Here is a 26,216-nt window from a genome sequence, read left to right as displayed (position 1 = left end):
TGCTGAATCATTCAATGCTAAAATCAAACTCTTTAGAGCGAATCTCAGGGGAGTTGTTGACAAGAAGTTTTTCTTATTCCGCATTGCGAACTTATATGCATATCCCCACTAAAAAGCTACTGACCCCCGTTTTCAAAGGGTTGTTTACGCAAGGACATAAAAAAAGCAGTTACGGAATCCGTAACTGCCTGATATTCTTCGTGGACCAGCCTGGGCTTGAACCAGGGACCTCCAGATTATGAGTCTGTTGCTCTAACCAACTGAGCTACAAGTCCGTCGATTTTACTCCTAGAACCAGCGCAAAAGTAATATTTTCTATTTATTCTCACAATATTTAAGGGCTTTTTTTATAAAAAAACCTATATTTGACAAGAGTTTAGATATATATTGTATTTTTGCGAAACTTAATATTTTAATAGTTAGACATATGTCACAAAACACAAACGAATCTTATTTACACGGGCTCTCTGACCAACAGGTACAAGAAAATCGTCAGAAATACGGTTCCAACCTTCTGACTCCTCCCAAACGCCCTTCTATGTGGAAATTATATCTGGAAAAATTCCAGGATCCGGTCATACGGGTATTATTGGTGGCAGCGTTTTTTTCACTGGTCATTTCCATCATTGAAAGTGAATATGCAGAAACAATCGGTATCTTTTTTGCAATCTTCCTGGCTACCGGAATCGGCTTTTATTTTGAATACGATGCCAATAAGAAATTCGACTTGCTGAATGCGGTAGGTGAAGAAACTCCGGTCACGGTTATCCGCAACGGAAAAGTACACGAAATACCTAAAAAAGACATTGTGGTAGGTGATATCGTCATCCTCAATACGGGAGAGGAAGTACCTGCCGACGGAGTATTGCTGGAAGCCGTTTCACTGCAGGTTAACGAATCGACGCTGACGGGAGAGCTGATGGTCAACAAGACCACAGACCCGGCTCATTTTGATGAAGAAGCTACTTATCCTTCGAATACCGTCATGCGAGGTACCACCATTACCGACGGACATGGAATCATGAAGGTAGAACGGGTAGGTGATGCGACGGAAATCGGTAAAGTGGCCCGTCAGGCTACCGAGCAGAACCTGGAAGAGACCCCTCTGAACATTCAGTTGTCTAAACTGGCCAGTCTGATCGGTAAAATCGGATTTACCATCGCCGCACTAACTTTTATTATCTTCACCAGCAAGGATCTTTATCACTATCTTTCTGTGACAGAAGTGAATGACTGGCACCAGTGGCTGGACATTGCCCGGATTGTGCTGAAATACTTCATGATGGCAGTCACCTTAATCGTGGTTGCCGTACCGGAAGGATTGCCGATGAGCGTTACATTGAGTCTGGCACTCAACATGCGGCGCATGCTCAAGACCAACAACCTGGTGCGCAAAATGCATGCCTGCGAAACAATGGGTGCAATTACGGTCATCTGTACGGATAAGACCGGTACGCTGACACAGAATCAGATGCAGGTATACGAATCTCAGTTGAAAGACGAGGATACAGACCTCATCGCAGAAGGCATTGCGGTCAACTCTACGGCTTTCCTGGAAGAAAATCCGGAAGAAAAGAAACTCTCGGGAGTAGGAAATCCGACAGAGGTAGCTTTGCTGCTTTGGCTGAACGGTCAAGGAAAAGACTATATCACCTTACGCGACAATGCGAAGATTGTCAACCAGCTGACATTCTCTACGGAGCGTAAGTACATGGCTACGCTGGCCGATTCATCGCTGAAAAACAAAAGAATTCTTTACATAAAGGGCGCTCCCGAAATCGTCATGGGAAAATGCAAGCTGGACAACCCGCAGATTGCATCATACAACGAACAGCTGCTGGCTTACCAGAACAAGGCCATGCGTACCTTGGGAATCGCTTACCGGTATGTAGACCCGAACGAGATTACCGACTGTGCCGAGTTAGTCAACCAGGGAGGACTCAACTTCCTGGGTATTTTCGCCATCAGTGACCCTATCCGTCCGGATGTTCCGGCAGCCGTTGCCAAATGTCAGTCGGCCGGAATCGGCATTAAGATTGTCACGGGAGATACTCCGGGAACGGCAACCGAAATTGCCCGGCAGATTGGCTTGTGGACTCCTGCCGATACCGAAAGAAACCGGATTACCGGTGTGGAATTTGCGGCACTCAGTGATGAGGAAGCATTGGACAGAGTACTCGACCTGAAGGTGATGAGCCGTGCCCGTCCGATGGACAAGCAGCGTCTGGTACAGTTGCTGCAGAAGAAAGGGGCCGTAGTGGCAGTTACCGGTGACGGTACGAACGATGCTCCTGCCTTGAACCACGCACAGGTAGGCCTTTCCATGGGAAGCGGAACTTCTGTGGCGAAGGAAGCCAGCGATATCACATTGCTCGATGACTCCTTCCACAGCATCGCGACGGCTGTCATGTGGGGACGTTCGTTGTATAAGAACATCCAGCGCTTCATCGTATTCCAGCTGACCATCAACGTGGTGGCACTGTGCAGTGTGTTGCTGGGAGCATTCTTCGGAACCGAACTGCCGCTTACAGTTACACAGATGCTTTGGGTGAACCTGATTATGGATACCTTCGCAGCCATGGCACTGGCCTCTATTGCCCCGAGCATGGATGTGATGAACGAGAAGCCACGCCGTCAGAGCGATTTCATCATTACTCCTTCTATGCGTACCAATATTTTCGGGGTCGGTATCGGATTCCTGGTCATCCTGATGGGACTGCTTGCCTACTTTAAAGGCCTTCCCGGAGGCATGGATGTGCATCATCTGACTATCTTCTTTACGATATTCGTGATGCTGCAGTTCTGGAACCTGTTCAATGCAAGCGTATTCGGAACCAATCATTCCATCTTCAAGGATGCGTCACACGCACTGGGAATGCTCGGAGTGGCCCTCATCATTCTTGTAGGACAGATTCTGATTGTCTGCTTCGGAGGAAAAGTGTTCCGTACCGAACCTTTGTCGCTCACCGAATGGGGATACATCATTGGAGGAACTTCCTTTGTGCTGTGGATAGGAGAAATTATCAGAGCCATCAAACGAAAAAGTAATTCTACAAAGAACAGCTGATAATTATGGATACTCAAATAAAGAATATTATCTTCGACTGGGGTGGTGTATTGCTCGACCTCGACTTTGAGGGTTGCCTGCAACGGTTTGAGAAGGCAGGAGCCACTGAAATACGCAACCTGGTAACGGGAAAGAACGAAGCGGGCTTCTTCCACCAGTATGAATGTGGCATGATTTCCACGCCACAGTTCAAGGAGGAGATACGCCGGTTGACCGGCAACGGACTGCTGACGGATGATGAAGTGGATGCCATCTGGAACAGCGAATTGCTTTCCATTCCGGAAGAGAAACTGCGCCTGCTGATGGAGCTGTCGCAGAAGTACCGTATTTATCTGCTGAGTAATACCAATGAGCTTCACTGGAATTCGGCTTCGGGACGGGCTTTCCAATACGGAAATACCGACGTAAAGGAATACTTTACACAGATATTCCTTTCCTATGAGATGAAACTCGCCAAGCCCGACCCTGAGATTTTCCGAGCGGTGATGAATGCGGCCGGCTTGCGTCCGGAGGAAACCGTATTCATTGATGATGCGAAAGTAAACTGCGAAGCCGCTGTTTCAACCGGAATGCATGCGATGCATTACATTCCCGGAGAAGATCTGGCATTGTTATTTCAATAAGAATTTATGCAAATAGTACAAAGTGACACAATAGATAAACTGCCTTTTTCTGTAGCTACCATCGGCTGTTTCGACGGGGTACACCGGGGACACCGCTTTCTGATTGAACAAGTATGCACAGAGGCACGGAAAAGAGGACTCAACAGCATGTTGATTACTTTTCCGGTACACCCCCGGCAGGTGATGCAGAAAAGCTATCAGCCGGAACTGCTTTCTTGTCCGGCAGAAAAAGAATCCCTGCTCTTGCAGCAACAGGCAGACTATTGCCTGTTACTTCCCTTCACTCAGGAATTGTCGCAGTATTCGGCCAAACAGTTCATGCAGTTGTTGCATGAGCAGTATCATGTACGGGCGCTGGTTATCGGATACGACCACCGGTTCGGACACAACCGCAGTGAGGGATTTACCGACTACTGCCGGTATGGAAAAGAACTGGGAATGGAAATTGTCCAGGCCAAGGGACTGGTAGAGGAAGGTATCTCCATCAGTTCATCGGCCATCAGACGGTTGTTGTCGGAAGGACAGATAGAACAGGCCAATCATTTCCTGGGATACAATTACAGCCTGGAGGGAACGGTCACGGAAGGATTCAAAATCGGACGGAAACTGGGTTTTCCTACTGCCAATATACAACCGGCATGCGGTGACAAACTGATTCCCGGAAACGGGGTTTATGCCGTACGGGTACACCTGGATGCGCACTGTTATCCGGCCATGCTCAACATCGGATACCGGCCAACGGTAAACAACGGGAACAACCTGAGCATTGAAGCCCATATACTGAATTATTCCGGCGATATCTATCATTGTCCCGTGCGTATCGAGTTTATCTCTTTTATCCGGAAAGAAGCGAAATTTGAGGACCTGACTGCCTTGAGCCGGCAGTTGGAAGAAGACCGGAAAAATGTGACACGGATGTTTTCCTCCCTGTCCGGGGTTTATGGGAGCCAACAGTAAAACAGGCATTACTCCTACAACCTGAACAGAAGTTTCCCGAAAGGAAGAAGCAAAAGCATTATTGGAAAAGTCCGCCTGTAGAAAAGCGGAGAAGCATTCTCTTTATACAACACTCCCCCGAAAGTACTCACATACTTTCGGGGGAGATATTTTATTATACGATCGTTTATTTGCTCAATTCACGAGAACGTTCACCCAGGTATCCGCCGTGATGACGCTTGCTGTATTCCTCAATGGTAAAACCGGTCTGATGCATGGTCTCTACTACCAAAATATCACCGATTACCGTCATCATCGTGGTAGATGTAGTCGGAGTCATTCCCAACGGACATACTTCATCCGGATGTCCGGTTGCCAGGCAGATATCGGCAGCCTTAGCCAATGGGCTGTCAGGATTTCCGGTGATTACAATCTTCTTGAGTGCCGGATTCAACTGATGTGCCAGTTGAGTCAGTTCTACAATCTCACGGGTCTTGCCAGAGTTAGAAATCAGCAACAGCAGGTCATTTTCCTGCAGGATACCCAAATCTCCATGCTGAGCCTCACTCGGATGCAGAAAAACCGCAGGAATACCCGTTGAGCAAAATGTAGTAGCTATATTCATAGCGATCTGTCCGGCCTTTCCCATACCGCTGGTCACCAGCTTGCCATGTTTGCGATGTACCTGTTCCACAATCAAAGCAACTGCTTTTTCATAGGCATCCGTCACAGGAATGTTCAACACTGCCTGAGCTTCACGCTGCAATAAATCTTTTATAGACGAAATCATATCTGAAATAGTTTATAAAGTCGGACAGCCGACTAATTTAACAATTGTATTAATTCCTCGAATGTATTTGCCACACTGTAATAATTTCCGAGCGGACGATGCACGAAGTGTGTAGCTTCCAACCGTTCCATGAACCTCAGAAGATCATCCCAAAAACCGTTGACGTTATAAAATACAACCTTTTTGCCATGGTAACCGATGCTGGCGGCCGCCATTACATGAAACACTTCATCCAGCGTACCGATACCTCCGGGCAAAGCAACCATGATTTCCGATTCTCTCACCATGATATCTTTCCGGTCACTCAAATCCATGCAGCGGAAAGTAACATCCAGCAGGTCGCTGACCATGGCCCGTTCCTCCAGCTTGGTAGGAACCACTCCCATCAGCATTCCGCCGTTCTCCTTGGCCGCACGTGCCACCGCTTCCATCAGTCCGGTATTGGAGCCTCCGTAAACCAACCATTTTCCGTGTTGTCCCATCCATGTTCCCAGCTGGCTCGCAGCTTCCATATACACTGCGTCTATCTGATTGGAGGCAGAACAAAAGATTGCTATTTTTTTCATATATTCTATTTTTAGTCCAAACAAGTTTGCTACTGCACAACTGAACCTGATGCAAATATCTGTATTTTTTCAGTGAAAGACAATAAGTAATATGTATTTTTGCATCGAATTTAGAATCCCGGTACAAAACTTATGACATATAATACTTTCATTTTGCCCAACGGACTGCGCATCATCCATACTCCCAGTCCTACACGGGTAGCCTATTGCGGCTATGCCATCGACGCAGGAACCCGCGATGAACTTCCGGAAGAGGGAGGAATGGCTCACTTCGTGGAGCATCTCATCTTTAAAGGGACGCAAAAACGGCGGGCATGGCACATTCTCAACCGTATGGAGAATGTGGGAGGAGACTTGAATGCATATACCAACAAAGAAGAAACAGTGGTTTACAGTGCATTCCTGAAAGAGCATTTTTCAAGGGCACTGGAGCTGCTGACGGATATCGTCTTTTTCAGCACCTTCCCGCAGCAGGAAGTGGAAAAGGAAAGAGAGGTAGTCATCGATGAAATCCAAAGCTACGAAGATACTCCGGCCGAACTGATATTCGATGATTTTGAAGAACTCATTTTCCCCAATCATCCCTTAGGGAAAAACATCTTGGGAACACCCGGGCAACTGAGGAAGTATACTACGCAAAATATTTTACAGTTTACGGGAAGATACTATTACCCGTCGAACATGGTATTCTTCATTTCGGCCGACCTGGATTTCAAGCGTATCATCCGCATGGTGGAAAAAGCCACCCAGGGAATCACCGACCGTTCGGCTGAAAGAATGCAGCGGCAGTCTCCTCTCCCCTATCAGCCGGTACGGCGTACCGTCCTCAAGGACACCCATCAGTCGCACGTAATGATAGGAGGCCGCGGATACAGTGCCTACGACCACAAGCGTACCGGACTGTATCTGCTCAACAACATCCTGGGAGGTCCCGGAATGAACAGTAAACTGAATGTATCGCTCCGCGAGAAGAGAGGACTGGTCTACAATGTAGAATCGAACCTGACTGCCTATACAGATACCGGAACCTTCTGCATTTATTTTGGTTGCGACCATGAAGATACGGATCTTTGCATCGAACTGGTCCATAAGGAACTGAAACGGCTTCGCGACAAAGGCCTGACCACCATGCAGCTGCATGCAGCCCAGAAACAGATTATCGGACAGATAGGAGTGGCATCCGACAACTTTGAGAACAATACCCTCAACATGGCCAAATGCTTCCTGCATTACCGCCATTATGAAGAAGAGTCGGAAGTCTTCCAGCGCATCAATGCCCTCACGCCTTCCCAGCTGCTGGACATTGCCAATGAAATGTTTGCCGAAGACTATCTCACTACACTGATTTACCGATAACCCCGGCACCTCAGAAAAAGACTTCTGCCACTGTGGCTTATCGGAGTTTTATTTTTGACGGAAAGCACAAAAACACTATCTTTGTATTGTTGAACTTAGGAATTGAATAAAATTACATACGTTATGAAAATAGAAGAGAAACTGAGTACCTCAGTGATAAACGGAATAAAAGAATTGTACGGAGCAGATGTTCCTGCCAAGATGGTACAATTGCAGAAAACAAAGAAAGAGTTCGAGGGACATCTCACTCTGGTAGTCTTCCCCTTCCTGAAAGTTTCCAAGAAAGGTCCGGAACAGACCGCACAGGAAATTGGAGAATATCTGAAGCAGAATGAGCCAGCCATCGCCGCTTACAATGTCATCAAAGGATTTTTGAATCTTACTATTGCATCAGACGTATGGATTGACTTGCTGAATACCATCCACGCAGACGCACAGTGGGGAATCAAACAGCCGCAGGCAGACGCACCGCTGGTAATGATTGAATATTCTTCACCCAATACCAACAAACCGCTGCACCTGGGTCATGTCCGCAATAACCTCCTCGGAAACGCACTGGCCAACGTAATGGCAGCCAACGGCAACAAGGTGGTTAAGACCAACATCGTAAACGACCGAGGCATCCACATCTGCAAGTCCATGCTTGCCTGGCTGAAATACGGCAACGGTGAAACTCCGGAATCATCCGGCAAGAAGGGCGACCACCTGGTAGGTGATTACTACGTAGCCTTCGACAAGCATTACAAGGCAGAAGTAGCCGAACTGATGGAAAAAGGCCTCAGCAAAGAAGAAGCCGAAGCTCAGTCACCACTGATGCAGGAAGCCCGTGAAATGCTCCGCAAATGGGAAGCAAACGACCCGGAAGTCCGTGCCCTGTGGAAGAAAATGAACGAATGGGTATACGCCGGATTCGATGCCACTTACAAGATGATGGGAGTTGGATTCGACAAGATTTATTACGAATCAGATACCTATCTGGAAGGAAAGGAAAAAGTCATGGAAGGACTGGAGAAGGGATTCTTCTTCCGCAAGGAAGACGGTTCTGTATGGGCCGACCTTACCGCCGAAGGACTGGACCACAAGCTCCTGCTCCGCGGTGACGGTACTTCCGTATACATGACACAGGATATCGGTACTGCGAAACTCCGTTTCCAGGACTATCCGATCAATAAAATGATTTATGTAGTAGGAAACGAACAGAACTACCACTTCCAGGTGCTCTCTATCCTGCTCGACAAACTGGGATTCGAATGGGGTAAGGACCTGGTACACTTCTCTTACGGAATGGTTGAACTGCCGGAAGGAAAGATGAAGAGCCGTGAAGGTACTGTAGTTGATGCAGACGACCTGATGGAAGCCATGATTGAAACAGCTAAGGAAACCAGCAACGAACTGGGCAAGCTCGACGGACTGACTCAGGAAGAAGCCGACAACATCGCACGTATCGTCGGCCTGGGCGCGCTGAAATATTTCATTCTGAAAGTAGATGCACGGAAGAACATGACGTTCAACCCGAAAGAATCCATCGATTTCAACGGAAATACCGGACCGTTCATCCAGTATACCTACGCACGTATCCAGTCTATCCTGCGCAAGGCAGCCGAAGCAGGTATCGAAGTTCCGGCTACACTTGCCAAAGGCATTGAACTGAGTGCCAAGGAAGAGGGACTGATCCAGATGCTGGCCGACTTCACTGCTGTAGTAGCTCAGGCCGGTACCGACTACAACCCGTCTATCCTTGCCAACTATGCATACGATCTGGTAAAAGAATACAATCAGTTCTACCATGATTTCAGCATCCTGCGCGAAGAAAACGAAGCCTTGAAGGTATTCCGTCTGACTTTGAGCCAGAATGTCGGCAAGGTGGTAAAACTGGCCATGGGATTGTTGGGTATCGAAGTACCTGAAAGAATGTAATTTCTCTTTCAATTAAAATCATAGTTAACGCAGGTTTTAGGGGGAGGTCTGGAACAGAATTCCGCTAAGACCTGCGTTTTTTCGTTTCATTACACATCAATTATGGGTAAACAGAAATATTATGTAGTATGGAAAGGGGTAAACCCGGGAATATACACTTCATGGACCGAGTGCCAGCTCCAGATAAACAATTACAAGGGAGCCCTGTACAAGTCCTTTTCTACCCGGGAAGAAGCAGAAGCGGCCCTTTCTTCTCCTGCACACCTTTATCTTCAGCCCAAAGAAAAAGCCTCTGCCCCGCTTTCAGACAGCGCCCTGTCGGCCGTAGGCTATGAACCGGACAGTTGGGCAGTAGATGCCGCCTGCAGCGGAAATCCCGGTCCCATGGAATACCGTGGAGTCGACCTGCTTACCGGAAAAGAAATCTTCCATTTCGGCCCTATCTGCGGCACCAACAATATCGGAGAATTCCTGGCCATCGTCCACGGACTGGCACAGATGAAGCGGGACGGAATACAGAAAACCATCTACTCCGACAGTGCCAATGCCCTCAAATGGGTCAGGGAGAAAAAATGCAAGACCCAGCTGGAGCGTACGGAAAAGACAGCTGCCGTATACCAGCTGATAGCACGTGCCGAGAAATGGCTGCAAGAAAACACGTATACCACTCCCCTGCTGAAATGGCAGACCACCCTTTGGGGCGAAATCCCTGCCGATTTCGGTAGAAAATAACAGATCAGCTTATGAAAAAGAGATTGCTTTTTATACTTTCGTTCTTTGCTGCCGTACTGGGTTATTTCGTATTGCAGAAACCCTGTTTCATGTTCTATAATGACGCAGCAGGCAAGGGAGCTTCCCTCTCTGATTTTATGGATGTCATGTTTCACGGCATCAGCCTGGATACAGCCACGGCCGGATACCTGGTAGCCATTCCCTGGCTGACAGTCCTAGTCAGTGTATGGTTCAAGCGCTTTCCCCTGCGAAAAATACTGATAGGCTATTATGTATTGATTGCCCTCATCACCTCACTGATCTTTGTCGGCGACATGTGTCTGTATCCGTTCTGGAACTTCAAGCTCGATGCTTCCGTATTCTTCTACCTGGATTCTCCGAAGAATGCGATGGCCAGTGTGTCTACGGCCTTCATCCTGCTCCGTATCCTGCTGATTCTGCTGCTGTCCGGAGTCTTCTTCGGGGTGCTGTATCTCATTACTCCGCGCATACTTCCACCGGTCATCCGGAAATTGACCACCACAGCCTTACTGCTGCTTTCGGGAGGCATTCTCTTTGTAATTATCCGGGGAGGCGTCACGGAATCGACTTCCAACATCGGACAGGTGTACTACTGCAATAATGAATTTCTGAACCATTCGGCAGTGAATCCGGCATTCAGTCTGCTGGCATCGGTCAGCAAGACCAAAAACTATGCCGACCAGTTCGATTATCTTCCGGAAGCACAGCGCGACTCGCTGTTCAAAAACCTGTATCCTACCGAAGGGAAAAATACCGTTGAACTGCTCCGTACTTCACGTCCCGACATCCTGATCATTATCATGGAGGGATTCGGAGCCACGATGGTGGAATCACTCGGAGGCGTCAAAGGAGCCAGTCCAAACATCGACCGTCTGTCGAAAGAAGGTATCTGGTTCACCCGCTGCTATGCCAACAGTTACCGTACCGACCGGGGAACCGTCTGCACATTGAGCGGCTATCAGAGTTTTCCGGACCTGTCGGTCATGAAAATACCGGCCAAAAGCCGTACCCTCCCTTCCATTGTCGGAAAACTCGCACAGGAAGGCTATCAGAGCGATTTTCTGTATGGAGGAGATATCAACTTCACAAACATGAAAAGCTACTTGCTGGAGTCCGGATATCAACGTCTGAAGGCCGATGTGGACTTCAGTCTGGCACAGCGCCAGAACCCGTGGGGAGTCAACGACGACGTAACCTTCGAAGACCTGTACCAGACCATCCGGAAGCGGACCCAAAAAGACAGTCCCTGGCATACGGCTTTCCTGACCCTCAGCAGTCACGAACCGTTTAAGGTACCTTTCCAGCAGTTGGACGAAGCACAGCCCAATGCCTTTGCCTTCACCGACCACTGTCTGGGAGAATTTATCGACCGCCTCAAGCAGTTGCCTGTATGGAAGAACCTGCTCGTCATCTGCCTTCCCGACCACGGATTCTATTATCCGATGGAAGGCTATGCCCACGATGCCCGCATCCACCACATCCCCATGCTGTGGCTCGGAGGTGCCGTGCGGGAGCCCATGGTCATCGACCGTATCATGAACCAGAGCGACCTGGCCGCCACCCTGCTGGCACAGTTGGGCATAGCGCATAAGGAATTTGATTTCAGCCGCAATGTACTCGGAGAAGAATATGTATACCCCTTTGCCTACTGGAGTTTCGGAGGAGGTGTTGCCTTTGCCGACAGCACCGGAGTAAGCGTATACGACCTGAATGCAGAGCGTCCCATCATCGAATCGCCCGATGCCAGTGAAAACCGTGTATTGCGGGCGAAAGCCATCCTCCAGAGCTCATACGACAATCTGGGAGCAAGATAATTCAGTTCCCTTCCTCAGGGCCTTATCCTACTGAAGGCCCTATATACAACAAAGGTGCGGGCCGTAATGCTACAGCCCGCACCTTTTGTTTTTATTTCATCCAACTGTCCGGATTGATCAATCCTTCCGGTTGGCACGCTTACGTTCGTTCTCGTCCAGAATAATCTTACGCATACGCATGCTCTTCGGAGTTACCTCTACGTATTCATCTTCCTTGATGTATTCCAGTGCTTCTTCCAGAGAGAAGATTACCGGCGGAATGATACGCGCCTTGTCATCCGAACCCGAAGCACGCATGTTGGTCAGCTTCTTCGACTTGGTCACATTGATTACCAGGTCGTTCTCATGTACATGCTCACCCACTACCTGTCCAGCATACACCTCATCCTGCGGATAAATGAAGAACTTACCACGGTCCTGCAGTTTATCGATGGCATATGCAAATGCCGTACCACTTTCCATGGCAATCATAGATCCGTTCGTACGACGGTCGATTTCCCCCTTATAAGGCTGATATTCCTTGAAACGGTGAGCCATGATTGCCTCACCCTGAGAAGCTGTCAGCACATTCGTACGCAATCCGATGATACCGCGCGAAGGCATGTTGAACTCAATGTTCACACGGTCGCCCTGTGTTTCCATCGAAGTCAGGTCTCCCTTACGTCGAGTCACCATATCAATCATCTTGCTGGCAAACTCTTCCGGAACACTGATCGTCAGTTCTTCGATAGGCTCACACTTCACACCGTCAATCTCCTTGTAGATTACCTGAGGCTGTCCTACCTGGAGCTCGTATCCCTCACGGCGCATGGTCTCAATCAAGACAGACAGGTGCAATACACCACGTCCCGACACGATCCATTTGCCATCCTCATTCTCGGTCTTGCGTACCCGCAGAGCCAGGTTCTTATCAAGCTCCTTCATCAGACGGTCGTGAATGTGGCGTGAAGTCACAAACTTACCTTCCTTACCGAAGAACGGAGAATCGTTGATAGAGAACAGCATGCTCATTGTCGGCTCATCAATAGCGATAGGAGGCAGTGGTTCCGGATTTTCGAAATCACAGATGGTATCACCGATTTCAAAACCTTCTACACCTACAATGGCACAGATATCTCCCGAAGAAACCTCTTCCACTTTCTTGCGGCCCAGTCCTTCGAAAGTATGTACTTCCTTGATCTTTGACTTAACCAGTGTACCGTCACGCTTGGCCAGTGTAATGTTCATACCTTCCTTCAGGGTACCGCGGTGTACACGTCCCACAGCGATACGGCCTGTATATGATGAATAATCCAAAGAAGTAATCAGCATCTGAGGAGTTCCTTCCAGACGTTCCGGAGCAGGAATATATTTCAGGATGGCATCCAGCAGCGGAGTGATGGTACCGGTAGGTGTCTTCCAGTCCTCTCCCATCCAGTTGTTCTTGGCAGAACCGTAAATTACCGGGAAGTCCAGCTGGTCTTCCGTAGCATTCAGGCTGAACATCAGGTCGAATACCATTTCATGTACCTCTTCCGGACGGCAGTTTGGCTTATCCACCTTGTTGACAACTACAATCGGCTTCAGTCCGATCTGCAGTGCCTTCTGCAATACAAAGCGAGTCTGAGGCATCGGACCTTCAAAAGCATCTACCAGCAGAATGCATCCGTCCGCCATATTCAATACACGTTCTACTTCTCCACCGAAGTCGGCGTGTCCCGGAGTATCGATGATATTGATTTTAGTACCTTTATAGTTGATAGATACATTCTTGGAAAGGATCGTTATCCCTCTTTCACGTTCCAGATCGTTGTTATCCAAAACCAGTTCACCGTTGGTCTGGTCATTGCGGAACAGGTGTCCCGCCAGCATCATTTTGTCCACCAGCGTAGTCTTTCCGTGGTCTACGTGGGCAATAATGGCAATGTTTCTAATGTCTTGCATATTATACCTATATATTTGGGATACAAAGGTACTACTTTTTGGGGAAATTCTATATCAATAACTCACTGAATTTAAAAGAACAGCGCAAGATATCTGCAAAGTCAAACTCCTCGTTTACCCAATTTTCGCCCCGAACCCCGTTCATCACATAATTTTTTATAACAACAACCAAAAATTTCCACGAATAAGCCACAAAAAACTACATTATCTACTAATTAAAATTTGTATATTTGTAATTAATTTAACTCATAGAAGTAAGTTATTAAATATAATCACCTTAAATCTGTTAAAAGGGCTGTCCCCTTGTTGAAGGAAATAAGTGTTACATGCATATTCACATGAAACCAATATACATTCAAAAGACATGAAGCCTATGAAAATAAATGACAGTTAACCCGTAGAAAAAGAAAACATCTGCACCCGTTTTCCGGCTGCATATCCTGTTTTCAACCGCAAAAGCAAGACATGGTATAAACCTGTAACCTTAAATTTTTAATATGAAAAAAACAAAATTATTCAAGGACCTGTCCCGACGAGATGGATTAAATCTCAAGCGTCCTTCAAAAGCAAGAGTCAATCTTGCCTTATTAGCCGGCACCGTATTTTCTTTAGCAGCCGTACCTTCATTTGCTTCTTCTCCTGCAGTCGGTTCCCTGACAACTGATGCCACATCCAGTCAGGTTGCACCAGAAACCTTCCTGATAAAAGGTAGTATCAAAGACAGCAAAGGCGAGGCCCTTATCGGAGTAAACGTAATCATCCGGAATTCTTCGAACGGTACCATCACCGACTTCAACGGAGAGTTCTCCCTCAGGGTATCCAACGGCGACGTACTGGAAATTTCTTACGTAGGCTACAAACCCGTCACACTGACCGTATCTCCTAAGGCTTCCTATCAAATCGTCATGCAGGAAGACACCGAAACCCTCGAAGAGGTAGTCGTTACTGCATTGGGTATCAAGCGTGAGACCAAATCATTGACTTACAACGTACAGGAAGTAAAGAGTGACGTCGTTACTGCCGTAAAAGATGCCAGCTTCGTCAACAGCCTTACCGGTAAGATTGCCGGAGTAACCATTAACCAGAGTGCCAACGGTATCGGCGGTTCTACCCGTGTGGTAATGCGTGGAACCAAGTCACTGTTCGGCGACAACAACGCCCTGTATGTAGTCGACGGTATTCCTTTGTCATCCATGCGGTCTACCCAGCCCGAAGGTTCTTTCGAAATGCCCGACGGAGGTGACAGTGACGGTATTTCAAGCATCAACCCGGATGATATCGAATCAATGTCTGTACTGACCGGTGCCGCTGCCGCCGCACTTTACGGTGTTTCCGGAGCCAACGGAGTGGTATTGATCACCACTAAAAAAGGAAAGAAAGGCAAGCTCACCGTCAACTACTCCAACAACACCCAGTTTACTTCACCTTTCGTGACTCCCCGTTTCCAGAACACTTACGGACGGAAAAACGACCTGGTATACGAAAGCTGGGGAAACAAACTGGCTACTCCTTCTTCATACGACCCGCTGGATTTCTTCCAGACCGGTTTCAATGAAATCAACTCCATGAACGTGACCAGCGGAACCGACCGGAACCAGACGTACTTCTCGGCTTCTTCTACCAACTCACGGGGTATCATTCCTAACAGCCGTTACAACCGGTATAACTTTACCCTGCGTAATACTACCGAGCTGATCAAGGATAAGCTTACCTTGGATATGAGTGCATCTTATATCCTTCAGAACAACCATAACCTGCTGGTACAGGGACAGGCACACAACCCGCTCGTGCCATTGTATCTGTTCCCGCCGGCCGATGATTTCACCAAGTTCAAGACCTATGAACACTTCAACCCGGAACGTAACTTCCCGACACAGAACTGGACATACGGTGAACAGGGATTGTCCATGCAGAACCCATACTGGATTGTAAACAGAGAGCATTTCGAAAACCACAAGATGCGTTACATGTTTACCGCCAACCTCAGCTGGAAGATCAACGACTGGATGCAGGCTACCGGACGTATGCGTGTCGACAATACGGAAGATACCTACGAGCGTAAGATTTCCGCTTCATCCAGCAACCTGTTTGCTTCCGACTACGGAAACTACCTGAAACAGAAGACTGCGTATAAGAACTTCTACGCCGATGCCATCCTGAACATCGACAAGCGTTTCGGAGACTATGGCATCAACGCCAACATCGGTGCCAGTGTGACAGATGAAGTCGCTGGAGAAAAAATCGGTTACGAAGGACACCTGGCCAAAGTAGCCAACCTGTTTACATTCGAGAACATCATCAAGAACGACCCGGAAACCCGTCCGCTCGACTCCAAGGGAGTACATACCAACACACAGGCTGTGTTTGCAACCTTGCAGCTGGCATACAAGAGCGCACTGTTCCTGGATGTGACCGGCCGAAACGACTGGTTCTCTACGTTTGCCTTCACTTCGCATAAGAACACCGGTTTCTTCTATCCGTCTGTCGGATTGTCCTTCGTTCCTACCGAAATGTTCGACCTGAGCCATACTCCTATTTCTTTCCTGAAGCTGCGTGCTTCTTACAGTGAAGTAGGTAATGCTCCTCAGCCTTACATGACATCTCTGACCTACGGTATCAGTGGCGGTAACATCGAGAGTCTGCCGTTCATCCCGGCTACTTTCCTGGAACCGGAAAGAACCAAGTCGTTCGAAGTAGGTATGAACCTGCGCCTGTTCAAAGACAAACTGAACCTTGACGTGACTTATTACAACTCGAACACTTACAATCAGTTCTTTACCATCTCCATGCCTCCAAGCTCAGGATACTCTCATTTCTATGCCAACGGAGGTAAGGTAAACAACTGGGGTATTGAGTCAACCCTTGCCTACAAGGAACGCATCAAGGATTTCCAGTGGAACTCCTCACTGACGTTCACCATGAACCGCAATGAAATCAAGGAACTGCTCGATCCGAACACTGTCAACCCGATTACAGGAGAAGTGATTGGAAACATGCCTTACATCGACGTTTGTACCAACGACTCCTACAAGCAGCGTCTCACTGAAGGAGGAAGCATCGGTGATATCTACGTGACCGGATTGAAGCGCGACCATCAGGGACAGATTTACGTAAATCCGCAGAACGGAAGCATCCAGGCCGATTCTGAAACATGGATCAAGGCCGGCAACGCTGCTCCGAAATACAACATCGGATGGAACAACACCTTCCAGTATAAGGGAGTATCTCTGGGCGTCCTCATCGACTGGCGTATCGGAGGTATATGCGTATCGGCTACACAAGCCATGATGGACCGTTTCGGTACCTCACAGGCCAGTGCTGATGCACGCGACAACGGCGGAGTAGTTGTCAACGGAGGCTTGCTGAACCCGGAAAGCTACTATTCAGTAGTGGGAGGTGGAACTACCGGTTTGCTGGCATTCTATACTTACAGCGCTACCAACGTACGTCTGCGTGAAATGACACTGGGTTATACATTACCTAACAAGTGGTTCAACAACAAGCTGAAGGACGTAACCGTATCACTCATCGGAAAGAACCTGTTCATGTTCTACAACAAGGCTCCGTTCGATCCTGAGCTGGCTTCTTCTACCGGAACCTACTATCAGGGAATCGACTATTTCATGATGCCGAGCTTGCGGAACATCGGATTTAGCGTAAAACTTCAATTCTAACCTCAATTCATAAAACTATGAAATCGAAATTTTTAGGAAAAATACAATATATAGGGGCCGCCTGCTTACTGTTGGGTGGAATGAGCGCTTGTACCGCCGGGTATGAAGAAATGAATACCAATCCCGATAAGGTTACCGATGACATGCTCGACAGAGACAACCTGCGTACAGGAGGTTCCATCAGTGCCATGCAGATGGATATCATCCCCTGCAGCGACGAAGGCGCCAACGCGTTCCAGCGTGCCCAGAACCTGGTCGGAGATATTTTCTCGGGCTATATGGCTGCCAGCGACAACTGGAACAGTTCTTCAAACAATCAGACTTACAACCTCCGCTTCGGTGGATGGAGCGACGTGCTCTTCTCTATCGCTTACCAGAATGTCATGCCACAGTGGAAAAAGGTTTCTACCGAGCAGATCAAGAATGAAGAGCCGGTTACTTACGCCATCGGACAGGTACTGAAAATCGCGGCCATGCACCGTGTGACCGACGCTTACGGTCCGATTCCTTATTTCAAGTTCGGCGAAAGCCTGATGATTCCCTACGACTCACAGGAGAAAGTCTATGAGTCCTTCTTCAATGAACTGACAGAAGCCAGTGAGATTCTGGAACAGTATGCCACAGAAAACCCGTCGGCCCGTCCGCTTAAGGGATACGACCTGGTATATGAAGGAGATGTCAGCAAGTGGGCTAAATTCGCCAATACCTTGATGCTGCGTCTTGCCATGCGTGTGGTATATGTAAAACCCGACTGGGCACAGAAATATGCAGAACAGGCAGTGGTACACAGCAAACTGGGCGTCATGACCAGCAACTGCGACAATGCCCTGCTGCACAGCCACAACGGCATTACGGTGTACCACCCGCTGAACGTAGTATGGGATATGTATAAGGACGCACGTATGGGAGCTTCCATGGAATCGTACCTGAAAGGCTACAAGGACGCACGTATCTCCAAATACTTCAGTCAGGCTACCGAACCTGCCGGAGATTACCACGGAATGCGCAACGGTATTATCGTTGACAACATCGAAGGCTACCGTGCCCTCTCCTGCCCCAACGTACAGAAATCCGACCCGGTACAGTGGATGTGTGCTGCCGAGGCTTACTTCCTGAGAGCAGAAGGTGCCCTCAGACAGTGGAACATGAACGGCGATGCACAGGAACTGTATGAACAGGGTGTCAGAACTTCCTTCGAACAGCACGGTGCTGCCCTCGGCAACTACCTGACCGACGATACTGCACAGCCGGCTAAGTTCGAAGACAAGGTAGGCAACAACAGTGCCGCTCCCCGTTCTACCATCACTCCGGTTTACGACAGTGCAGCCGGTTTCGAAACCAACCTGGAACGCATCATCACACAGAAATGGCTGGCCATGTATCCGGAAGGTATGGAAGCCTGGAGCGAATTCCGCCGTACAGGATATCCGAAAATCTTCCCGGTTGTAACCAACTACAGCGGAGGTACCATCGATACCGAAAAGCAGATACGCCGTCTGCCTTTCCCGCAAACCGAATATGACAACAACAGCGCCAATGTCAACCAGGCCATTTCCTTGCTGGGAGGAGCCGACCACGGAGGCACACCGCTTTGGTGGGACAAAAAATAAACCTTTTAATACAGAACGAATATGAGAAAAATATTATATTTCCTTGCACTCTGTTTCAGCACAGCTCTGGTGGCATGCGATGAACAGACTACTCCGGAGGCTCTTGACGTACAGGTACCTCCTACCAAATCGGAAGATTATTTTGAAGCACTGAGAGCATACAAGCAGTCCAAGCATCAGGTTTCATTCGGCTGGTTCGGCAACTGGACCGCTTCGGGTACTGCCATGTCTACCCGCCTGGACAACGTGCCCGACAGCGTAGATATCATCTCCATCTGGGGAAATACCTTCAACCTGACTCCGGCCATGATGGAAGACATGGCTTACGTACAGCAGAAGAAGGGTACGAAAGTGATTTTCACCATCTTCGCCCACACAGTACCCGAACTCTTCATTGCCGAAGACGGTACGATAGACTATGCTTCTTATGCCAAGTCGCTGAACGATACCATCGTAAAATACAATTATGACGGTATAGACTTCGACTATGAGCCCAATTATGGAGGTAGCGGTCCGCTGTGTAACAAGGACAATATGGAAACCTTCATCCATGAAATGGGCAAATACGTAGGTCCGAAATCGGGCACCGGAAAAATCCTGAGTATCGACGGTGAGCCTTACTACATGAATCCGGGACTCTCTGAATATTTCGACTACGGTATCGTGCAGGCCTATAATTCAAACGGCGACAGCGATCTTCAAGGCCGCTTTAACAGGGCTGCTGATGTAGGCTGGAGACCTGAACAGTACATCTTTACCGAGAACTTCGAAAGTTTCTGGCAGAGCGGAGGAAATCCTAACTACGTGGACAAATACGGAAACGTAATGCCTTCTCTCGAGGGTATGGCCCGCTTCAACCCGACTCAGGGTCCTAAGGCAGGAGTTGGAACGTATCACATGGAATACGAATACCTGGCTTTGCCGACTTACAAGTACCTGAGAAAGGCCATTCAAATCATGAACCCGACTGTAAAATAAAAACACTACATGAATATGAAAACATTCAATAAAATTCAAATTCTGACTGCGTTTCTCTTCTTGCTGCTCACGGGGTGCAAAAATGCAGAAGAATTAAACCACCTGATCTACATGACAGGTACTGAGAAAACCACTGTAAGCAGAATCACCATCGACGGTCCTCAGAGTTTCGGAGTCAGTGCAACCTGTACGGCAAAGGCAGAACAGGACCTGCACATTACGTTTCGGATTGACGATTCACTAGTAGAGCAGTACAATGCCGAAAAGGGTACGAACTTCAAGGTGCTTCCGAAGGAATGCTATAACATGGAACAAATGGAATCTGTCATCGAACAGGGTTCGTGTGTGTCCACTCCGGTGATGTTCAACATTACTACTACCGAAGGAATGGAAGACGGAGCGGTTTATCTGGTTCCTATCTCACTGGCTTCGGCAGAAGGCTATCCGATTCTGGAATCTTGCCGTACCAACTACATCGTCATCAACCGTACCATCATCACCAAGGTACTTTCACTCTCAGGAAGCCGCTCACTGAACGTGCCTAAGTTCAAAGAGAGCCCCGAACTGCAAAGCATTCCTCAGGTTACCATGGAGTGCCGCGTGAAAGTCAACAAGTTCTGCAACAGCGACCCGTATATCAGCTCCATCATGGGTATTGAATACGATGAGAACTTCCTCTTGCGTTTCGGTGACGTAACCATCAAGAACAATCAGTTCCAGGTGACTGCAAAAGACCAGGTTACTCCGGAAATGACCTTCGATACCGGTAAATGGTACCACCTTGCCGTAGTCTTCACCGGCAGTCAGTTCATCGTATATGTAGACGGTGAAGTAGCCGCAACCAAACAGGCTACCCGCGGACCACTTAACCTGTACGACGGAGGAGACTTCAACTTTGGTTACTCTTACAACGGACGTTATCTGGACGGTTACATCAGCGAGGCACGTATCTGGACCCGCGTACTGTCACAGGTTGAGATACAGGAAAACATGTGCTACGTACAGCCCGACTCAGAAGGTCTGCTGGCTTACTGGAGATTCAACGACGGAGATTCGAAGAAAGCAAAAGACTTTACAGGACACGGGTATGATGCCGAGATTAAGACAGGAGGTAGTTTACAATGGGCAGAAGGAATCAAATGTCCGGAACCACAAAACTGATTTACTATGAAATTTATCTATCAATTTATATGCATGGCAGCCCTTATGGTCGGGACTGCACTGAGTTTCTCATCCTGCAAGGATGACGGAGCCACAGAAAACGAATGGAATGCAACCTATGTGTATATCCAGCGCAATGACTATCTGATATTGAACAACTCGCAGTTTTCCATCAAGCATTCACCGGCAGGCATTGTCGGTGATGTGGAGATAACCTTCAAGATGAAGATACAGAAACCTGCTACGGAAGACATTACCGGAGTGCTGCAGGTTACCGCCAACGGAGACATCCCTGCTTCTGTCTTCACACTGAGTTCGGACAGACCGGTCATCAAGGCCGGCAGCACCGAATCAGAAGAGATTACTTTCACACTGACCGGAAAAGAGGAACTGGCCCAGACTCAGGAAATGCTCAGCGGAGAGTTTGAAATCCGCCTTGCTGAAATCCAGACAGGTAATTTCAATACCGTAATTACCACCAACCAGAGCCTTGCAGCCATACCTGTCAGCCTGACCAAACAGGAATTCTCAATCAACAACCTTGAAGTCGGAGAACCGGAAAACAGCAAAACAATGGATCGGACCTCATGGTATGTTCAGATAGAAGATGGAGTAGAAGGAACTCCTTCAAACCTGACAGACGGCAATCTGTATACAGATGTAGCCCGCGACAAGACCGGATTCTGGATTACAATTGACTTCCAGACTGCCAAGACCATTACCGGAATCCGTACCAACCATTGGGGAGGAGGATATTGCCCGACTCAGATTGAAATGTTCTCTTCAGACGACGGACAGAAGTGGAAGACAATGGGTACACTGGATGTATCAGGTAATGTACACAACATTAAGTTCATTACTCCTGTAACTACCCGTCACATCAAATATCAGATGTTGAAGGTTCCTTCACGAGTAGACGTTACGGAATTTAATGTATACGAACCCAAATAAGCCGTAAGGCAACCCTTCCTTTGTGTTTTCTCTGAACCAAAGAATTGAGTTGTCTGGAAGCTGAAAATGTATTTTATAACCTTGCCCCGGAGGTGGCATAACCTCCGCAGCAAGGTTGACCGGCCTCCATATGCGAGTTGTACGACCCGCGTATGGAGGCCGGAATGTTTATCAAGGAAGGGATGCATCTGTCCGAGCGCCCTGCGGCAACTTCTCCCTTGTAAATGCAGATACGGTTGTACGGCGCTATCCGCGCATAAAACTTTCAGTACCTTGACAAGGAATGAAAAAAATAACTACTTTTGCCCGAAAAATAAATACTACGGATATGATAACCAATGAAGATGAACTTAAGCAGCGGGTACAGGGCTGGATTGTTCTGATATCCACCCTGATTCTGATAGGTAAATTTACCGCATACTGGCTCACCAACTCGGTCGGAGTGCTGACCGATGCCATGGAGAGCATCGTCAATGTAGCGGCAGGAGCCATCGGGCTGTACAGTCTGCGGTGGTCGGCCAAGCCCAAAGACAAAGGTCACCCCTTCGGTCACGGTAAAATGGAGCAGGTATCTGCCTCCATCGAGGGCATTCTGATCACCTTTGCAGGAGGACTGATCGTTTACGAAGGCATATGCCACCTGTTCTCCCCTGCCACCATCCAGAAACTGGATGTAGGTATTTATATCGTAGCGGTTTCCGGATTGCTGAACTACCTCATGGGATGGTACAGTGTCCGCATCGGAAAGAAATACAATTCCATGGCACTGATTGCCGGAGGAAAGCACTTGCAGTCGGATACTTACTCAACCATCGGACTGGTAGCCGGACTGCTGGTATTGTACTTCACGAAAATTGCCTGGATAGATAGCTTACTGGCCTTTCTTTTCGGAGGAATCATCATCTTTACCGGTATTTCCATCCTGAGAAAGACCATTGCCAACTTGCTGGACAAGGCGGATGAAGCCCTGCTGGCCGAACTGGCAGAGGTGCTTAACCAGCACCGGATGCCCGCATGGATTGACATTCACAACACCAAGGTAATCAAATACGGAAACTGTCTGTATATGGACTGTGACCTCACCCTGCCCTGGTTTTATACCATCGAAGAGGGGCACCGCGAAGCCGCTTACCTGAAACAGATTCTGGAAGATAAATATCCGCACCGGATCTTGCTGACGGTCCACCTGGATCCCTGCAACATCTTCGAGCACTCCCGATGCGATGTCTGCGCCTGCAAGGAATGCAAGGACCGGAAGGCCAAACTGCGTGAAAGAGAGAAAATCACGCTGCATACCTTTGTGGAAAGTGGAAGTGAAAAAGAAGGATAGACAAGCACAAAAGAGGTGGAAAAACTTCCTCCTTCGGGAAAAAGAGGAAAAATATCTATTTTTCGCTCAAAAACAGCTTGTTATTTAAAAGATTATGTCTATCTTTGCACCGCGAAATTTAATTTATATATCTAAAAAGTCAAAATTATGTATTTAGACGCAGCTAAAAAACAAGAAATCTTTGGAAAGTACGGAAAGTCTAACACTGATACTGGCTCACCTGAAGCGCAGATAGCATTGTTTTCATACCGTATTTCTCACCTGACTGAGCACATGAAGCTCAACAGAAAAGATTATAGCACTGAAAGAGCTTTGACAACTTTGGTAGGTAAGCGCCGTTCTTTGCTGAACTACCTGAAGAGCCGCGATATCGAAAGATACCGTGCTATCGTTAAAGAACTCGGTCTGCGTAAGTAATCCTTTACTTGCTGCAAACGAAAAAATGAGGAGGCATTCCATTTGGAGTGCCTCCTCGTTTTTTATGCGGATGCATGTTTTTTCATAATTACTATCCTGCCGTAAAACAAGACTATTTTACCTTTATCCGCTACCATTCTACAAAAAATCTCTAAAAAACGTCGTCTACAACCTGTTTTTTCGCATAAATTTTAATTTCTGTACAGAAATATACATAAAGTGTATGATTTATCCCCCTAAATCGTACCGAAGTTACGTACACTTGCAGACGAAAAAATGACCTTATGTAACACACTAACTTTTAAACTAACATTATGAAATTACATTTTTGTTTTCAAAGAGCGGTACTCTGTATACTGCTTTTTGCATTTGCAATCTGTATTTCCGCACAAAACTTAACCTTAAGCGGAACAGTTACTGACACAAAAGGTGAAGTCGTTATCGGAGCTTCCATTCTGGTAGAAGGAACAAATAACGGCTCAATTACTGACCTGGACGGAAATTTCACTATTCCTAATGTTTCTCCAGACGCTACCCTGACCGTATCTTATATTGGATACAAGACTCAACAGATAAAAGTTGCCGGAAAAACGACCTTCAAAATTACCCTGACCGAAGACACTGAAGTACTCGAAGAAGTAGTCGTAGTAGGTTATGGTGTACAACGAAAAAGTGACCTTACAGGAGCTGTTGCTTCTGTGAAAACCTCAGAAGCGCTGAAAAGTACACCGACAGGCAATGTTTCTGATGCCCTGCAAGGACGCATGGCCGGAGTGTCCGTACTTTCAGGATCGGGTGACCCAAGTCAGGATAATACCATCCGTGTACGCGGTATCAACTCCATCACAGCAGAAACCGGACCGCTGGTTGTAATTGACGGATTCATCGGAGGCTCCTTACAATCACTTAATCCTTCCGATATTGCCTCAATTGAAGTACTGAAAGATGCTTCTGCTACAGCTGTCTACGGTTCAAGAGGTGCAAACGGAGTCATATTGGTAAGCACAAAAAATCCGGAAAAAGACAAACTGACAGTCTCACTCAATGCCTTTGCCAACATCAAGACTGTAGCCAAATACCCCGACACTCTCTCTCCTTATGAATACGCCAACCTGGTCAATGACTTTGGTAAAGAGTATTTTGGATATGAAAACAACCACTACTATACTCCCGATCAGTTAGCAGCTTTTCAGGCTGGTATAGCCGGTTTCAACTATGCCAGAGAAATCTACCGTACACCGGCAGTTACACAGAATTATGAACTTTCGGTAGCAGGAGGTGGAGAAAAGACCACATTCCTTGCCTCTTTACGCTTCCAGAACGATGAAGGTATCATCAAAGAATCAGACAGCAGCATTTACAGCTGGCGACTGAAAGTCGATACCAAAATCAAGAAATGGCTGAAAGCCGGACTGAATATCTATGGATATTATAGGGAAAACAAGAAACCTAAAATCGGTGAGTATGACGGTCTGATTCAACAGGCAACTTACTTCCCTAATACAATAGAGCCACAGGATGAAAACGGCAACTACAACAACGCATTCTTTGACGGCAGTTCCACTTACAACCCGATGGGACACATCTGGGAAAGCAATAATTCCGACAAAACAATCAACAACCGCCTGCAGGGATATGTACATTTCGACATTATTGACGGACTGAGCTTCCGCTCACAGTTGGGAGCCGTATTCGAGAACCGTCTCACCTCATCAGTAGCCAACGAAAAGAGCTATAATGCCTTCAAAAACAATCTGACAGAGGGAAAGGTAAAAAGCTACTGGAACACCTCATGGTTAAATACCAATACACTGAGCTACGTAAAAGAATTCAACCGAAATCACCGTATCAATGCCACTGCGGTATTTGAACAATCATACGACAACAATTATAATCATACCAGTACGGCTTCTAACCTGGACTATATTGACCTGATTGGAGAAAACAACCTGGCATGGTCTGATGCGGATTTGGCTGCCGTAGCATCTGAACGTACCATCAATACGCTGATGTCAGGAATGCTCCGAGTTAATTATGTACTGATGAACCGCTATATGATTACCGCTTCCATCCGTGCCGACGGCTCATCACGACTGAAAGACAAATGGAGCTACTTCCCTTCTGCCGCCCTGGCATGGGATCTGAAACAGGAAGCATTCCTGTCGGAAAACCGGTTTATCGATCAATTGAAATTACGTGCCGGATACGGTTCTGTAGGTAACCAGGGCTCAGTAGAAATTTAGTGGGGATAAATTTGTAATCTAATCGAATAGTTCTTTACTTTACAGCATGGAAAACGATTATTTGAGCATGTTGGCCAGTATTGTACTGCCCACACAGATATTGGATT

Annotated in this window: 17 protein-coding genes, 1 tRNA gene and 2 pseudogenes; 16 read left to right on the top strand and 4 right to left on the bottom strand. The window is 47.5% G+C overall.

Annotated elements, in window-relative coordinates; genetic code table 11:
• Positions 1–112, top strand: a pseudogene (locus tag H3001_RS19895) (ISAon1 family transposase); the annotation flags it as partial.
• Positions 113–201: 89 nt separating this feature from the next.
• On the opposite strand, the gene H3001_RS15415 reads toward H3001_RS19895, so the two are convergent.
• Positions 202–275: transfer RNA gene (locus H3001_RS15415), tRNA-Ile, on the bottom strand.
• Positions 276–427: 152 nt separating this feature from the next.
• Here H3001_RS15415 and H3001_RS15410 point away from each other — a divergent pair.
• The 3 genes from H3001_RS15410 to H3001_RS15400 are packed head-to-tail and all read left to right on the top strand — an operon-like array spanning position 428 to position 4,647.
• Positions 428–3,067, top strand: coding sequence for a calcium-translocating P-type ATPase, PMCA-type (locus H3001_RS15410; protein WP_181215393.1), 2,640 nt, complete (start codon positions 428–430; stop codon positions 3,065–3,067).
• Between the two features lie 5 nt (positions 3,068–3,072).
• Entirely contained in the window at positions 3,073–3,690 is a 618-nt protein-coding gene (locus tag H3001_RS15405; RefSeq protein ID WP_181215392.1) for an HAD family hydrolase, read from the top strand.
• A 6-nt stretch (positions 3,691–3,696) separates the two neighbouring features.
• Positions 3,697–4,647, top strand: coding sequence for a bifunctional riboflavin kinase/FAD synthetase (locus tag H3001_RS15400; protein ID WP_178244063.1), 951 nt, complete (start codon positions 3,697–3,699; stop codon positions 4,645–4,647).
• A 166-nt stretch (positions 4,648–4,813) separates the two neighbouring features.
• Here H3001_RS15400 and H3001_RS15395 read toward each other — a convergent pair whose 3' ends face one another.
• Entirely contained in the window at positions 4,814–5,416 is a 603-nt protein-coding gene (locus H3001_RS15395; protein ID WP_178244062.1) for an SIS domain-containing protein, read from the bottom strand.
• Between the two features lie 32 nt (positions 5,417–5,448).
• Positions 5,449–5,982, bottom strand: coding sequence for an LOG family protein (locus H3001_RS15390; RefSeq protein WP_178244061.1), 534 nt, complete (start codon positions 5,980–5,982; stop codon positions 5,449–5,451).
• A 132-nt stretch (positions 5,983–6,114) separates the two neighbouring features.
• Between H3001_RS15390 and H3001_RS15385 the strand changes: the two genes are divergently transcribed.
• From H3001_RS15385 to H3001_RS15370, 4 genes are all read left to right on the top strand, one after another.
• Entirely contained in the window at positions 6,115–7,338 is a 1,224-nt protein-coding gene (locus tag H3001_RS15385; RefSeq protein WP_181215391.1) for a M16 family metallopeptidase, read from the top strand.
• Between the two features lie 123 nt (positions 7,339–7,461).
• Complete coding sequence (gene argS / locus H3001_RS15380; RefSeq protein ID WP_178244059.1) at positions 7,462–9,255, top strand: arginine--tRNA ligase; 1,794 nt, start codon at positions 7,462–7,464, stop codon at positions 9,253–9,255.
• 102 nt (positions 9,256–9,357) lie between these two features.
• The gene (locus H3001_RS15375; RefSeq protein ID WP_178244058.1) at positions 9,358–9,987 is read left to right on the top strand and encodes a ribonuclease H1 domain-containing protein; all 630 of its coding nucleotides are present in this window, start codon (positions 9,358–9,360) and stop codon (positions 9,985–9,987) included.
• An 11-nt stretch (positions 9,988–9,998) separates the two neighbouring features.
• A complete protein-coding gene (locus H3001_RS15370; protein WP_181215390.1) occupies positions 9,999–11,822 on the top strand; it encodes an LTA synthase family protein in 1,824 nt (607 codons plus the stop codon).
• Between the two features lie 117 nt (positions 11,823–11,939).
• On the opposite strand, the gene typA is transcribed toward H3001_RS15370, so the two are convergent.
• On the bottom strand, positions 11,940–13,745 hold the full coding sequence (gene typA / locus H3001_RS15365; protein WP_181215389.1) for a translational GTPase TypA: 1,806 nt from the start codon (positions 13,743–13,745) through the stop codon (positions 11,940–11,942).
• A gap of 497 nt (positions 13,746–14,242) precedes the next feature.
• Here typA and H3001_RS15360 point away from each other — a divergent pair, with 497 nt between their 5' ends.
• From H3001_RS15360 to H3001_RS15325, 8 genes and pseudogenes are all read left to right on the top strand, one after another.
• On the top strand, positions 14,243–17,419 hold the full coding sequence (locus H3001_RS15360; RefSeq protein WP_178244055.1) for a SusC/RagA family TonB-linked outer membrane protein: 3,177 nt from the start codon (positions 14,243–14,245) through the stop codon (positions 17,417–17,419).
• 17 nt (positions 17,420–17,436) lie between these two features.
• Positions 17,437–19,029 (top strand): RagB/SusD family nutrient uptake outer membrane protein, encoded by a 1,593-nt coding sequence (locus H3001_RS15355; protein ID WP_181215388.1) that lies wholly within the window; start codon positions 17,437–17,439, stop codon positions 19,027–19,029.
• Positions 19,030–19,050: 21 nt separating this feature from the next.
• Complete coding sequence (locus H3001_RS15350) at positions 19,051–20,007, top strand: glycoside hydrolase family 18 (protein ID WP_178244053.1); 957 nt, start codon at positions 19,051–19,053, stop codon at positions 20,005–20,007.
• 15 nt (positions 20,008–20,022) lie between these two features.
• Positions 20,023–21,168, top strand: a complete 1,146-nt coding sequence (locus tag H3001_RS15345) for a DUF1735 and LamG domain-containing protein (RefSeq protein WP_178244052.1) — start codon at positions 20,023–20,025, stop codon at positions 21,166–21,168.
• A 6-nt stretch (positions 21,169–21,174) separates the two neighbouring features.
• Positions 21,175–22,119, top strand: a complete 945-nt coding sequence (locus H3001_RS15340) for a DUF4999 domain-containing protein (protein ID WP_178244051.1) — start codon at positions 21,175–21,177, stop codon at positions 22,117–22,119.
• A gap of 328 nt (positions 22,120–22,447) precedes the next feature.
• On the top strand, positions 22,448–23,449 hold the full coding sequence (locus H3001_RS15335; protein WP_178244050.1) for a cation diffusion facilitator family transporter: 1,002 nt from the start codon (positions 22,448–22,450) through the stop codon (positions 23,447–23,449).
• A 147-nt stretch (positions 23,450–23,596) separates the two neighbouring features.
• On the top strand, positions 23,597–23,866 hold the full coding sequence (gene rpsO, locus H3001_RS15330) for a 30S ribosomal protein S15 (protein ID WP_007560687.1): 270 nt from the start codon (positions 23,597–23,599) through the stop codon (positions 23,864–23,866).
• Between the two features lie 314 nt (positions 23,867–24,180).
• Positions 24,181–26,091: pseudogene (locus tag H3001_RS15325) on the top strand (SusC/RagA family TonB-linked outer membrane protein); the annotation flags it as partial.
• Between the last annotated feature and the right edge of the window lie 125 nt (positions 26,092–26,216).

This window comes from Phocaeicola faecicola, assembly GCF_013618865.1.
GTDB classification, from domain to species: Bacteria; Bacteroidota; Bacteroidia; order Bacteroidales; family Bacteroidaceae; genus Phocaeicola; species Phocaeicola faecicola.
This window is presented reverse-complemented; position numbering and strand designations above follow the sequence as displayed.

What these genes read in the sequence shown, in the direction of transcription:
- H3001_RS15410 (WP_181215393.1), top strand. Translation starts at nt 428, where the DNA reads ATGTCACAAAACACAAACGAATCTTATTTACACGGGCTCTCTGACCAA.
- H3001_RS15405 (WP_181215392.1), top strand. Translation starts at nt 3,073, where the DNA reads ATGGATACTCAAATAAAGAATATTATCTTCGACTGGGGTGGTGTATTG.
- H3001_RS15400 (WP_178244063.1), top strand. Translation starts at nt 3,697, where the DNA reads ATGCAAATAGTACAAAGTGACACAATAGATAAACTGCCTTTTTCTGTA.
- H3001_RS15395 (WP_178244062.1), bottom strand. Translation starts at nt 5,416, where the DNA reads ATGATTTCGTCTATAAAAGATTTATTGCAGCGTGAAGCTCAGGCAGTG.
- H3001_RS15390 (WP_178244061.1), bottom strand. Translation starts at nt 5,982, where the DNA reads ATGAAAAAAATAGCAATCTTTTGTTCTGCCTCCAATCAGATAGACGCA.
- H3001_RS15385 (WP_181215391.1), top strand. Translation starts at nt 6,115, where the DNA reads ATGACATATAATACTTTCATTTTGCCCAACGGACTGCGCATCATCCAT.
- argS (WP_178244059.1), top strand. Translation starts at nt 7,462, where the DNA reads ATGAAAATAGAAGAGAAACTGAGTACCTCAGTGATAAACGGAATAAAA.
- H3001_RS15375 (WP_178244058.1), top strand. Translation starts at nt 9,358, where the DNA reads ATGGGTAAACAGAAATATTATGTAGTATGGAAAGGGGTAAACCCGGGA.
- H3001_RS15370 (WP_181215390.1), top strand. Translation starts at nt 9,999, where the DNA reads ATGAAAAAGAGATTGCTTTTTATACTTTCGTTCTTTGCTGCCGTACTG.
- typA (WP_181215389.1), bottom strand. Translation starts at nt 13,745, where the DNA reads ATGCAAGACATTAGAAACATTGCCATTATTGCCCACGTAGACCACGGA.
- H3001_RS15360 (WP_178244055.1), top strand. Translation starts at nt 14,243, where the DNA reads ATGAAAAAAACAAAATTATTCAAGGACCTGTCCCGACGAGATGGATTA.
- H3001_RS15355 (WP_181215388.1), top strand. Translation starts at nt 17,437, where the DNA reads ATGAAATCGAAATTTTTAGGAAAAATACAATATATAGGGGCCGCCTGC.
- H3001_RS15350 (WP_178244053.1), top strand. Translation starts at nt 19,051, where the DNA reads ATGAGAAAAATATTATATTTCCTTGCACTCTGTTTCAGCACAGCTCTG.
- H3001_RS15345 (WP_178244052.1), top strand. Translation starts at nt 20,023, where the DNA reads ATGAAAACATTCAATAAAATTCAAATTCTGACTGCGTTTCTCTTCTTG.
- H3001_RS15340 (WP_178244051.1), top strand. Translation starts at nt 21,175, where the DNA reads ATGAAATTTATCTATCAATTTATATGCATGGCAGCCCTTATGGTCGGG.
- H3001_RS15335 (WP_178244050.1), top strand. Translation starts at nt 22,448, where the DNA reads ATGATAACCAATGAAGATGAACTTAAGCAGCGGGTACAGGGCTGGATT.
- rpsO (WP_007560687.1), top strand. Translation starts at nt 23,597, where the DNA reads ATGTATTTAGACGCAGCTAAAAAACAAGAAATCTTTGGAAAGTACGGA.